Genomic DNA, 11,645 nt, shown 5'->3' on the forward strand with positions numbered 1-11,645 from the left:
GGCGTTGCGCCCGGACGGCTCAGACCACGGACAGTGGCAGGAGCTGCTGGCCCGTGGGGCCGATCTGGATCTCGGTGTTCATCTCCGGGCAGACGCCGCAGTCATAGCAGGGAGTCCAACGGCAGTCCTCGACCTCGATGTCGGTGTTCGGGTCGATCGCGTCCTCCCAGTCGGCCCACAACCAGTCCTTGTCGAGCCCCGAGTCGAGGTGGTCCCACGGGAGCACCTCGTCATAGCCGCGCTCGCGGGTGGTGAACCAGGCCAGGTCGACGCCGGTCCCCTCGAGGGCCCGGTGGGTGGCCTCCGCCCAACGGTCGTAGGAGAAGTGCTCGCTCCAGCCGTCGAAACGGCCTCCGTCGCGCCACACCTCCTCGATGATCCGGCCGACCCGACGGTCTCCACGCGAGAGGAGTCCTTCGACGATTCCGGGCTTGCCGTCGTGGTAGCGGAACCCGATGGCGCGGGCGAACTTCTTGTCGGCGCGGATCGCGTCGCGCAGCTTCAGCAGCCGCGAGTCGGTGGTCTCCTGGTCGAGCTGCGACGCCCACTGGAAGGGAGTGTGCGCCTTGGGCACGAAGCCACCGATCGAGACCGTGCAACGGATGTCGTTGCGGCCGGACACCTCGCGACCCTTGGCGATCACCTTCTTGGCGAGGTCGGCGATCTCGAGGACGTCCTCGTCGGTCTCGGTGGGAAGCCCGCACATGAAGTAGAGCTTCACCTGGCGCCAGCCGTGCGAGTAGGCCGCAGCGACCGTGCGGATCAGGTCTTCCTCGGTGACCATCTTGTTGATCACCTTGCGCATCCGCTCGGACCCGCCTTCGGGAGCGAAGGTGAGGCCCGAACGGCGGCCGTTGCGGGAGAACTCGTTGGCGAGCGAGATGTTGAAGGCATCGACCCTGGTGCTCGGCAGTGACAGCGAGACGTTCGAGTCCTCGTAGCGGTCGGCCAGGCCCTTGGCGACCTCACCGATCTCGGTGTGGTCGGCACTCGACAGCGAGAGCAGGCCCACCTCCTCGAAGCCGGACTTGCGAATGCCGTTCTCGACCATCGCACCGATGGTCTCGATGGAGCGCTCGCGCACCGGGCGGGTGATCATGCCGGCCTGGCAGAACCGGCAACCACGGGTGCAGCCTCGGAAGATCTCCACGGAGAAGCGCTCGTGCACGGTCTCGGCCAGGGGCACCAGCGGCTTGGCCGGGTAGGGCCAGGCATCCAGGTCCATCAGCGTGTGCTTGCGGATCCGGGCCGGGACGCCGGGACGGTTGGGCGTGACCGAGGCGATCTCGCCGCTCGAGTCGTCGTACGCCACGTCGTAGAACTTGGGCACGTAGACCCCGCCGGACGCGGCAAGACGGAACAGCAGCTCGTCGCGACCGCCCGGGGAACCCTGCTCCTTGAACTCCTTGATCACCTCGGAGATCTTCAGCACGATCTCCTCACCGTCGCCCAGTGCCACGGCGTCGACGAAGTCCGCGATCGGCTCGGGGTTGAAGGACGCGTGTCCTCCGGAGAGCACGATCGGGTCGTCGTCGGTGCGGTCGACGGCGTGCAGCGGGATCTGCGCCAAGGAGAGGGCGTTGAGCATGTTGGTGTAGCCGAGCTCGGTGGAGAAGCTCAGGCCGAAGACGTCGAAGGCCCCCACCGGACGGTGGCTGTCGACGGTGAACTGCGGAATCGGGCCCTGGGCGTCGCCGGCACGCATGACCTTCTCCATGTCCGGCCAGACCGAGTAGGTCCGCTCGGCCAGGATCCAGTCGCGCTCGTTGAGCACCTCGTAGAGGATCGCGACACCCTGGTTGGGCAGGCCGACCTCATAGGCGTCGGGATACATCAACGCCCAGCGCACGGTCTCGCCGTCCGGCGCGCAGTCCCACTCCTTGACGGTCGAGTTGAGCTCGCCGCCGACGTACTGGATCGGCTTCTGCACCGACGGCAGACGGGGCTCGAGGCGGGCGAAGACGGACTCCGGTGACACGACAGGGACCTCAAGATGTTCGGGGATGTGGGACGGCAGTCAAGGATACGGGCTGAGTGGCGGATAGACACCTTGTCGCGACCACCCCCGCCACCGGCACCGGGCCCGGGGTCCGATCACCCGCCAGGCGCGGAGCCGTAGGTCAGCGAGGACGGGTCAGCGAGGTACGAGCACCCGGGAGGGGACGAAGCGTGTCGGGAGCGACGAGGTGGAGCGCAGGTGGATGTTCTGCACCAGGCCGAGCGCGAGCATGCCCGCGAACATCGAGGATCCGCCGTAGGACACGAACGGCAGCGGGACCCCGGTGACCGGCATGATGCCCAGGCACATGCCGATGTTCTGGAAGGACTGGAAGCCGATCCAGCAGGCGATGCCCGCGGCGGTGACCCGGCCGAACATGTCCTCGGCGTGCATGGCGATCGCCAGGCAGCGCCACACGATGATTGCCAGGAGCGCGATCATCGCGCCGGCACCGATCAGGCCCAGTTCCTCGCCTGCCACGGTGAAGATGAAGTCGGTGTGCTGCTCGGGCACGAAGCCCGACTTGGTCTGGGACCCGTCGAAGAGGCCTTGCCCGAAGATGCCGCCGTTGCCGATCGCGATCCGGGCCTGCTCCACGTTGTAGCCCGCTCCGCGCGGATCGAGATCGGGGTTGGTGAAGGCCATGAACCGGTCGAGCTGGTAGGGCTTGAGGAAGCCCAGCCCGACCGCGAGCACCGCGGCTCCGACGCCGGCGCCGGTCAGGCCCACCAGCCAGCGTCGCTGCGCCCCCGCCACGGCGAGCACGCCGAACACGGTGGCAGAGAGCACGAGCATGGTGCCGAGGTCCGGCTGGAGCAGGATCAGGGCCGCGGGGACACCGGCGATGGCGAGCATACCGAGCACGTCGCCGGAACCGACCCGGCGGCGCCACGATCCCTCGGAGCGCTCGGCGACGAGGAGGCCCATGCCGAGCACCACGGCGAGCTTGGCGAACTCCGAGGGTTGGATCGACATCCCTCCGAGCATCAGCCACGACCGGGATCCGTTGACGGTGGTCCCCATCACCAGCACGAGCACGAGTCCGACGATCGAGGCGAGATAGGCGAGCGGGGCAACGATGCGCAACCAGCGGTGGTCGGTGGCCAGCACCATCACCAGCAGGACCAGGCCGATCGCGACGTTGACGAGCTGCTTCTTGAGGTATGCCGTGGGGTCGTCGCCGGTGAGTGCCGGGCGAGCCGACGTCGCTGACCAGACCAGGAGGGTGCCGAGGACGACGAGCGCCATCGCCGCTCCCATCAGGATCCAGTCGAGACCGGGGGCACGGCGTCCCATCACTTCTCCCTCGAGGGCGGAAGGATCGAGCCGTCCTCCGCGAAGATCGGCAGGTCATCGCCCTGGACGACTCCGGGGATCGCAGCCCGCTTGGGGTCGACGGTCTCCTCCTTGACGCCGTAGAGCGTCTCCCAGATCTTGCGGACCGCCGGGCCTGAGGTGCCCGACCCGGTCCCGCCCTGGGAGACCATCATCACGACGACGTAGTCGTCGGAGTAGGACGCGACCCATGACGTCGACTGCTTGCCATAGACCTCGGCAGATCCGGTCTTGGAACGGATCGGGACCTCGTCGAGCGGGAAGCCGCCCATCCGCCAGGACATCGTGCCCTGCCGGGTGACGCCCTTGAGAGATTCATCGATGTAGCCGAGCACGCCCTTGGGTACGTCGACCTCGGCCTGGACCGTGGGCTCGAACTCCTTGACCAGCTTGCCCTCCGCATCCACGATCGCCTTCGCGACCCGGGGCTCGTAGAGCGTGCCACCGTTGGAGAAGGCGCCGTAGGCGCGCGCGAGCTGGAGCGGCGTCACGATCGTGTCGCCCTGCCCGATGGAGAAGTTGACCGCGTCACCTGCGCGATAGGCGAAGCCCTCGATGCAGAACTCGCGGGAGAACTTCTTCAAGAACGCCGACGCGTCCTTGGGCGGGTTCTTGGCGAGGTCGCAGTAGTAGTCCTTCTGCGACTCGTAGTACTGCTTCTTCCACTTGCGGTCCGCGATCCGACCGGGGGCCTCCCCCGGGATGTCGATGCCGGTCTCGGCACCGAAGCCGAACTCCTTGGCCTCGGCGACGAGCGGGTCCTTGGCGTTCACGTCGGAGACATCGCGCCCGTATCGGCTCCAGAAGTCATAGCCGATCCGATAGAAGAAGGTGTTGCAGGAGACCTCCAGCGCCTTGTCGAACCCGATCGAGCCATAGGCACCCGACTCGTAGTTCTTGAAGGCACGGTTGCCGACCTGGAAGGACGAGGAGCAGTTGAGCCGCGTGTCCTTGCCGTAGCCATTGGTCATCGCGCCGGCGGTCATCATCGGCTTCCAGGTGGACCCGGGAGCGAACTGGCCCTGGGTGGCACGAGAGAGCAGGGGGGTTCCGGCCTTCTCGGAGTAGAGCCGGGTCAGCTCCTTCTGCGAGATCCCGTTGACCCACACACCCGGGTCGTACGTCGGCTCGCTGGCCATGGCCACGATGCGTCCGGTCTTGGCTTCCATCACGACGACCGCGCCGGAGTCGGCGACGTACTTCTTCCCGGTCACCGTGTCCGTGGTCGCGCGCGCGGTCTTGATCGTCTCCTTGAGCTGCTTCTCGACCACCGACTGGACCCGCGCGTCGAGGGAGGTGACCACCGTCGAGCCCGGGGTGCCTGCGTCGAGGCTGTGCTCGTCCATCACCATGCCCATCGAGTTCACCTCGACGCGCTGGTAGCCGGGCATGCCGCGCAGGTAGGCGTCGTACTCCTTCTCGACGCCCGCCCGGCCGACCCTGGAGGCACCGTTGACCGAGGAGTCGAGACGGGTCTGGGCCTCGTCGAGCTCACCCTCGGTGATCGGGCTCAGGTAGCCGAGCAGGTGGGCTGCATTGACGTCATAGGGGCGCGGGTACGCACGCACCGACTCGCGCTGCGCCAGCACGCCCGGGTAGTCCTCGGCCTGCTCCCTGATCTTGAGCGAGACCTTGGGGTCGACATCGTTCGCGACCGGGACCGGCTGGTAGGGCGACCCGTTCCAGCACGTGCCGGAGACGGACTCGGGTGCGCCACAGTTGAGCAGACGGGCACGGATCGACTCCGGCGAGACCTCGACGACCGAGGCGACGCGTCGGATCAGGGTCGCGCGCTCCTCGGCGGGCAGCTTGCCGAGGGTGGTGCGGTCGATCGAGACCACCCATGAGCTGCGGTTGTTGACCAGTGGGCGACCCTGCGCATCAACGATCAGGCCACGGTCGGGTTGCAGGACGATCTCCCGCACCGACTGCGAGGCGGCCTTGGCCTGGTAGACCTCGCCACCGGCCACCTGGAGGTACCACAACCGGGCGAAGAGGGTGACGAAGAGGCTGAACACCAGCGCCTGCACGACGATCAGGCGCAGGCGGCTGCTGGTCCGGGTGTCCATCAGAACGCAACCTGAGCCGGCTGGACACGCCGGAAGAGGGCCATCACCGGCGGGAGCACGAACGGGGTGAGCAGGACGTCCCACACGACGGCGATCAGGATCACCTGGATCATCTCGGGCACCGTGAGCACCGGGTCGTCGAGGATCGGGCCGGTGAGCGCGAAGATCGACGTACCGATGAAGGACGCGGCTGCGACGGTGAGCACGACGGCGCTCGCGCTCGGCCTGGTGTCCTGGCGGACCTTGCCGGCGATGAATCCGACCAGGAGCAGGGCCAGCGCCCAGCGGCCGGCGACGTGATCCGCCGGGGGCGCGAGGTCGATCATGGCGCCGGCCACGAAGCCCAGGGTGGCGGCGAACTCCGGCCCACGAACCAGTGCGGAAGCCACCACGACGAGCAGCGCGAGGTTGGGTACGACGCCCTGCCACGCGAAGTGCGGGAAGAGGCTGACCTGGAGGATCAGGGCGAGGGCCAGGACCAGCAGAGCGATCACGCCGCGGACGAGGCTCATCGGTCCTCCCCCGCCTCGATCACACTGCGGTCGGACTTGGCGCCCTTGGGCACCACCACCCCGACCAGGTCGAGGGCGGTGAAGTCGACGAAGGGTTCGATCACGGCTCGGCGCGCGGTCTCGCGCGGGCTGTTGTAGACCGAGACGACCTTGCCGATCGGAATGCCGGCGACGTAGGGAGTGCCGTTCTCGCTGCCCCAGGTGGAGACCACGTCTCCGGTGCTGGCCACGATCGTGTCGTCCATCAGGTCGAGGTCGAGACGCGGCTCCCCGTCCAGCACGCCACGGCCGGAGAGGAAGCCCATCTCCATGCTCGAGGCCAGTCGGGCGCCCACCACCGAGTCGGGGTCGAGCACCAGCACGACGGTCGAGGTGGTGCTGGTCACGCGCACCACGCGGCCGACCAGTCCGTCGTTGTTGATCACGGTCATGTCGGCGTGCAGGCCCGCCTCGCTGCCGGCGTCGATGGTCACCGTGTTGGAGAAGGACTGGCGAGCGCCCACCGCGATCACCCTGGCCGGGACCAGGTCATATCCGGTGTCCGAGGCGGCCTTCACCAGGCCGTCGTACTCGGCCAGGCGGTTGCGGTCGAGGTCGGAGGAGTTGACCGTACGACGCAGCGCGGCGTTCTCGGACTCCAGCCGGGTCACCTCGTCGCGCAGGTTGTTGCGGGTGGTGAAGTAGTCCGGGACCGCGGCGAACGGGCGGACCACGCCGGCGGTGAATGTCTCCACCGGCCCGAAAGCCTCGCCCGTGGCCCGGCGCAGCGGCTCGAGCGGCGAGTCGGATCCGCCCTGGGCGTCAAGGGTGATCATCGTGGCCGCGGCCAGCAGCAGGGCCACCAGGACCGACCCGGAGGAGCGGCGGCCCTTGTCCCGGGCCCCTGCCCCCTTCCAGCGTTTCTCCATCACGTCCAGCCCCTCAGAAGCGTCGCGGGTCGGAGACGAGGACCTGCTGGAGGGCGTCGAACTCCTCGACGCACTTGCCCGCACCGAGGGCGACCGAGCTGAGCGGTTCGTCGGCCACGTGGACCGGCATCCCGGTCTCGTGCCGGATGCGCTCGTCCAGACCGCGCAGCAGGGCTCCGCCCCCGGTCAGGACGATGCCGCGGTCCATGATGTCGCCGGCGAGCTCGGGCGGAGTCTGGTCCAGGGTGGTGCGGACGGAGTCGACGATGTTGTGCAGGGGCTCCTCGAGCGCCTGGCGAACCTCGGCGCTGGAGACCACGACGGTGCGCGGGAGTCCGGAGACCATGTCGCGGCCACGGACCTCGGCCTCGGGCTCCTTCGGGAGGGGGAAGGCAGAGCCGAGGGTCATCTTGATCTCCTCCGCCGTGCGCTCCCCCAGCATCAGGGAGTATTCCTTCTTCATCCACGCGATGATCGCCTGGTCCAGGTCGTCACCGGCGGTGCGCGTGCTCAGGCTGGTCACGATGCCGCCCAGCGAGATCACGGCGACCTCGGTGGTGCCCCCACCCACGTCGACGACCATGTTCCCGGTCGCCTCGTGCACGGGCAGGCCGGCACCGATGGCGGCAGCCATCGGCTCCTCGATGATGTAGACCCGACGGGCTCCGGCCTGGTAGCCGGCTTCCTTCACCGCACGCTGCTCGACCGCGGTGATGCCGCTCGGCACACAGATCACCAGGCGTGGCTTGGCGAAGTAGCGGCGGCGGTGCACCTGCTGGATGAAGAAGCGCAACATCTGCTCGGTTGCGTCGAAGTCGGCGATGACGCCGTCCTTGAGCGGACGGATCGCGGTGATGTTGTCGGGGGTGCGCCCGATCATCCGCTTGGCCTCGTGGCCCACCGCGAGGATCTCGTTGGTGGTGGAGTTCAGGGCGACCACGGACGGCTCATCGAGGAGGACGCCCCGGCCCCGGACATAGACCAGCGTGTTGGCGGTGCCGAGGTCAACGGCCATGTCACGACCGATCAGGCTGTTCGCCATCACCAGAACCCTTGCTCGTGCGGTGTTTTCGGGGAAGTGAGCACCCCGGAGGCGCGCCCGCAACGAGCCTAAGAGCGTGTCCTGCCCGAATCGGGCAGGACACGCGGATCGTCAATCAGTCCTCGAGGCCGGCCAGGACCGCGTCGGCGAAACCCGGGGTGTCGTTGACGAGCTGCCGGGCGAAGTTGGCTCCGCCCTGCGGGGCGAGATGGATGGCGTCACGGCTGTCGCCGTCACCCCACCAGTCACCGAACGACTTGACCTGGAAGAGCTTGACCCCGGCGGTGTCCGCCATGGTCTTCGCCGAGCGCTGCCGCTTGAGGTCGTAGTCGCGACCGACCTCGTCGAGGTTCGCCTGGTGAGGGGGCGAGTAGGGAAGCTCGAAGGCGATCACCGTCGCGCCGGCCTTCTCGAGGATCTCCTTGGTCTCCTCGAACTGCTCGACGGCCTCGTCGTGCACCGTCGGGAAGCCCGGGAAGCCCCGCTTCATCCGCTTGTCGCTCGCTGCACGGGACTGCTTCTCGGAGATGCCGGGGTGGATCATCATCCCGTCGGAGCGCAGCCAGCTGTCCTTGTCGATGGCGAGGCTGGTCTGGACGCCCTCACCGTCGAGTCCACGCTGGACCTGGCTGCCGCCGGCACGGAACCGGTGTCGCAGGTCTGAGACGTCCTTCTCGCAGTTGGCCTGGTCCTTCTTGGTCCAGAACTCGGTGAACTCGCGGTCACAACCCTCGGCGAGGGAGGAGAAGGGGAACTTGGAGGCGTCGTTCTTGTAGAACTGGTCGCTCTCGGCCGCGCGGGTGGAGATGGCGAGCAGCGCCACGTCGGGCACTCGATCCGCCTTGACCAGGTAGCGGGCGAGCATCCGGTTGATCCCCCAGCGGGCACGGCTGCTGGCGCCGTTGAAGGCCAGGACGTCCGAGCCCGCCTTCTTGGCGAGCTCCTTGCCGAGCACCTCGGGGTCGACGCCCTGCTGGGTCATCGAGTCGCCGAACAGCATCACGTCCGGCGCCGAGTCGAGGTTGGTGACGGCGTTGACCATCGTCTCGAAGGCGCCGCCGTGGGCGGGTGCGATCGGCACTGCTCCCTCGTCGAGGAGCTCCTGCAGCTGCTTCTCGGTGACGTCCGGGCTCAGCGGCTGGTTGAACTTGACCGTCGGCGTCCCAGCCGGGGGCGCGCTCTCCGCGACCTGCTCCGTCTTGGTCGACGGCGACCCGGACGATGATGCAGAGGGTTCCTTGGACGCCGAGTCGCCGTCATCCTGGGAACAGGCAGCGAGGGTGGTGACGAGGGCTGCAGCGGACAGGATTGCCGTCAGACGGCTGGGTCGAAGCATGCCGCGCATGCTAACAACGCCGCCCGGGTTCACAGATTCGGGAACCAGATGCCGATCTCACGCGCGGCGGACTCGGGCGAGTCGGAGCCGTGGACGATGTTCTGCTGCACCTTGAGGCCCCAGTCACGCCCGAGGTCGCCCCGAATCGTGCCGGGCAGGGCTGCTGTCGGGTCGGTCGCACCGGCGAGAGCGCGGAAGCCTTCGATGCAGCGCTCGCCCTGGATCACGATGGCCGTGACCGGTCCCGAGGACATGAACTCGATGAGCGGCTCGTAGAACGGCTTGCCCTCGTGCTCGGCGTAGTGCTCGGCGAGCTGCTCGTGGGTGGGCGTCACCACGGCGAGCGCGACGGGCACGTAGCCCTTCGCCTCGATCCGGCGGAGCACCTCCCCGCTGAGGCCGCGACGGTATCCGTCGGGCTTGACCAGGACCAGGGACTTCTCGGTTGATTCGCTCACGGGCTCAGCGTAGCGACCCACACACCCGCGCTCGTTCGCCGCCTCCGCGAGCCGAGTTCCACCCCAGGCCCCTCAGCAAGGGGCAAGGAGTCAGTTGCCGGCCTCGTAGGCGGCCCAGGCCTCGGCCCGCTCACGCTCGATCTTGCGTCCGAGCAGGTGGCCAGCAGCCCAGAGGATCGCGAAGATGCCACCGAGGAAGAACATCGCCGGGATCAGGAATCCCAGGAGCACGGCGGCCACCTGGATCGCCCAGCCCAGGCCGTAGGCCCATTCGGCGCGGAGCATGCCGGCGACCACGATGCATGCCACGGCGAGTCCCAGGCCGATGGCCAGTGCGACCCACTTGTCCACGTCGGAGACCGTGATCAGCACCGGTGTGGTGAGACCCAGGGTGATCGCCTCGAGGGTCAGGATGCCTGCGCACATCGGGCGCCGCGGGGAACGCTCACGGCTGGGGGCCTTCGCGCCCTCCTCGGTCAGCCCGTCCTCGGTCAGCCCGTCCTCGATGGATCTGTCCTCGGTGGGCCTGCCCTCGTCGCTCATCGTCCGCGTCCCTTCAACATCGCGCGAGCCTCACCGACGGTCACCACGGACCCGGTGACCAGCACCGCACCAGAGCCGATCGCTGCTCCGAGCGCCTCGCCGGCCTCGGCGAGGGTGGCGGCGCGGTCGATCGCCTCGGCAAGCTGCGGTACGACGCTGACCCGGTCCTCACCGAACACCTCGATCGCCACCTCCGCCAGACGGTCGGCGGAAAGGGAGCGGGGAGTGGATCCCTGGCTGCAGATCAGGTGGGCCAGCTGCGGCTCGAGCTCCACCAGGAATGCCTCGTAGTCCTTGTCGGCCATCACCGCGACCACGCCGATCAGTGGATCGAAGGTGAACGAGTCCTCCAGCGCGGAGGCGAGTGCCTTGGCGCCGTGCGGGTTGTGCGCCGCGTCGAGCACGATCGTGGGACTGCGCCGGATGATCTCGAGGCGACCGGGGCTGGTGGTCGACCCGAACGCCTCGCGGACCAGCTCCTCGTCGAGCGGGTCCTCTCCGAGCAACGACTCCACCGCGGCCAGGGCGACCACCGCGTTCTGCGCCTGGTGGGCACCGTGCAGGGGAAGGAACACATCGTCATAGCGCGCCCGCAGGCCCTGCAGGGAGAGCATCTGGCCGCCGACGGCCGGCACCCGCGAGACGACCCCGAACTCCATGCCTTCGCGGACGATGGTGACGTCGCCGACCTCGACCGCGCGCTCCAGCAGGACGGTGGCGACGTCCTCGGACTGCGCGGCCAGCACCAGCGTCGAGCCCGGGTTGATGATCCCGGCCTTCTCGTGGGCGATCGCGGTGGCCGAGTCGCCTAGATACTTGGCGTGGTCGATGCCGACCGGAGTGATCACCGAGACCTGGTTGGTCACGACGTTGGTCGCGTCCCAACGACCACCCATCCCCACCTCCATCACGGCCACGTCGACGGGCGCCTCGGCGAACTTCGCATAAGCCATCCCGACGACCGCCTCGAAGAAGGACAGCGGGTGCTCCTGGTCCGCGTCGACGAGGTGCATGTAGGGCGCGACGTCGTTGAACGCCTCGACGAACTCCTCGTCGGTCAGCTGCTCGCCGTCGATCGAGATCCGCTCGGTCATCGACTCCACGTGCGGGCTGGTGAAGCGCCCGGTGCGCAGTTCGAGCGTGCGCAGCAGCGTGTCGATCATCCGGCTGGTCGAGGTCTTGCCGTTGGTGCCGGTCAGCTGGATCGTCGGATAGGCGTGCTGTGGGTCCCCGAGCAGCTCGAGGAAGGCACGGATCCGGTCCAGCGACGGGTCCAGCTTCGTCTCCGGCCAACGGGACAGCAGGGCATCCTCCGCCTCGGCGAAGGACTGCGCGGGGCGGGCCGCGGACTGGGCAGTCGAGAAGTCGTCATTCATCGCCTGCAGTCTAGGCGTCGGTGCGCAGCGCGGCCCGTTCGGTCAGGCGTTCCCCGCACTCCGTCCG

General features: G+C 68.3%; 10 protein-coding genes. All 10 read right to left on the bottom strand.

The window, feature by feature from the left end:
• Window positions 1–19: 19 nt before the first annotated feature.
• Window positions 20–1,978 (bottom strand): TIGR03960 family B12-binding radical SAM protein, encoded by a 1,959-nt coding sequence (locus tag BJ980_RS06000; protein WP_179501451.1) that lies wholly within the window; start codon window positions 1,976–1,978, stop codon window positions 20–22.
• A 156-nt stretch (window positions 1,979–2,134) separates the two neighbouring features.
• On the bottom strand, window positions 2,135–3,295 hold the full coding sequence (gene rodA / locus BJ980_RS06005; RefSeq protein ID WP_179501452.1) for a rod shape-determining protein RodA: 1,161 nt from the start codon (window positions 3,293–3,295) through the stop codon (window positions 2,135–2,137).
• Window positions 3,295–5,403, bottom strand: a complete 2,109-nt coding sequence (gene mrdA, locus BJ980_RS06010) for a penicillin-binding protein 2 (protein ID WP_179501453.1) — start codon at window positions 5,401–5,403, stop codon at window positions 3,295–3,297. Before mrdA ends, rodA begins: the two co-directional genes overlap by 1 nt.
• Window positions 5,403–5,915 carry a rod shape-determining protein MreD gene (gene mreD, locus BJ980_RS06015; protein WP_179501454.1) on the bottom strand — a complete coding sequence of 171 codons (513 nt, stop codon included), beginning with the start codon at window positions 5,913–5,915 and terminating at the stop codon, window positions 5,403–5,405. Before mreD ends, mrdA begins: the two co-directional genes overlap by 1 nt.
• Window positions 5,912–6,823 carry a rod shape-determining protein MreC gene (gene mreC, locus BJ980_RS06020; protein WP_179501455.1) on the bottom strand — a complete coding sequence of 304 codons (912 nt, stop codon included), beginning with the start codon at window positions 6,821–6,823 and terminating at the stop codon, window positions 5,912–5,914. The genes mreD and mreC overlap by 4 nt, the downstream gene beginning before the upstream one ends.
• A 13-nt stretch (window positions 6,824–6,836) precedes the next feature.
• Window positions 6,837–7,865 carry a rod shape-determining protein gene (locus BJ980_RS06025; protein ID WP_179501456.1) on the bottom strand — a complete coding sequence of 343 codons (1,029 nt, stop codon included), beginning with the start codon at window positions 7,863–7,865 and terminating at the stop codon, window positions 6,837–6,839.
• Window positions 7,866–7,980: 115 nt separating this feature from the next.
• Window positions 7,981–9,201 carry a hypothetical protein gene (locus BJ980_RS06030; protein WP_179501457.1) on the bottom strand — a complete coding sequence of 407 codons (1,221 nt, stop codon included), beginning with the start codon at window positions 9,199–9,201 and terminating at the stop codon, window positions 7,981–7,983.
• Between the two features lie 29 nt (window positions 9,202–9,230).
• Window positions 9,231–9,659 carry a nucleoside-diphosphate kinase gene (gene ndk, locus BJ980_RS06035; RefSeq protein WP_179501458.1) on the bottom strand — a complete coding sequence of 143 codons (429 nt, stop codon included), beginning with the start codon at window positions 9,657–9,659 and terminating at the stop codon, window positions 9,231–9,233.
• Between the two features lie 90 nt (window positions 9,660–9,749).
• Complete coding sequence (locus BJ980_RS06040; protein WP_246279931.1) at window positions 9,750–10,202, bottom strand: DUF4233 domain-containing protein; 453 nt, start codon at window positions 10,200–10,202, stop codon at window positions 9,750–9,752.
• Window positions 10,199–11,578, bottom strand: coding sequence for a bifunctional folylpolyglutamate synthase/dihydrofolate synthase (locus BJ980_RS06045; RefSeq protein WP_179501459.1), 1,380 nt, complete (start codon window positions 11,576–11,578; stop codon window positions 10,199–10,201). The genes BJ980_RS06040 and BJ980_RS06045 overlap by 4 nt, the downstream gene beginning before the upstream one ends.
• Window positions 11,579–11,645 lie beyond the last annotated feature (67 nt).

This window comes from Nocardioides daedukensis (assembly GCF_013408415.1).
Lineage (GTDB): Bacteria > Actinomycetota > Actinomycetes > Propionibacteriales > Nocardioidaceae > Nocardioides > Nocardioides daedukensis.

What these genes read in the sequence shown, in the direction of transcription:
- rodA (WP_179501452.1), bottom strand. Translation starts at nt 3,295, where the DNA reads ATGGGACGCCGTGCCCCCGGTCTCGACTGGATCCTGATGGGAGCGGCG.
- mrdA (WP_179501453.1), bottom strand. Translation starts at nt 5,403, where the DNA reads ATGGACACCCGGACCAGCAGCCGCCTGCGCCTGATCGTCGTGCAGGCG.
- mreD (WP_179501454.1), bottom strand. Translation starts at nt 5,915, where the DNA reads ATGAGCCTCGTCCGCGGCGTGATCGCTCTGCTGGTCCTGGCCCTCGCC.
- mreC (WP_179501455.1), bottom strand. Translation starts at nt 6,823, where the DNA reads ATGGAGAAACGCTGGAAGGGGGCAGGGGCCCGGGACAAGGGCCGCCGC.
- BJ980_RS06025 (WP_179501456.1), bottom strand. Translation starts at nt 7,865, where the DNA reads ATGGCGAACAGCCTGATCGGTCGTGACATGGCCGTTGACCTCGGCACC.
- BJ980_RS06030 (WP_179501457.1), bottom strand. Translation starts at nt 9,201, where the DNA reads ATGCTTCGACCCAGCCGTCTGACGGCAATCCTGTCCGCTGCAGCCCTC.
- BJ980_RS06040 (WP_246279931.1), bottom strand. Translation starts at nt 10,202, where the DNA reads ATGAGCGACGAGGGCAGGCCCACCGAGGACAGATCCATCGAGGACGGG.
- BJ980_RS06045 (WP_179501459.1), bottom strand. Translation starts at nt 11,578, where the DNA reads ATGAATGACGACTTCTCGACTGCCCAGTCCGCGGCCCGCCCCGCGCAG.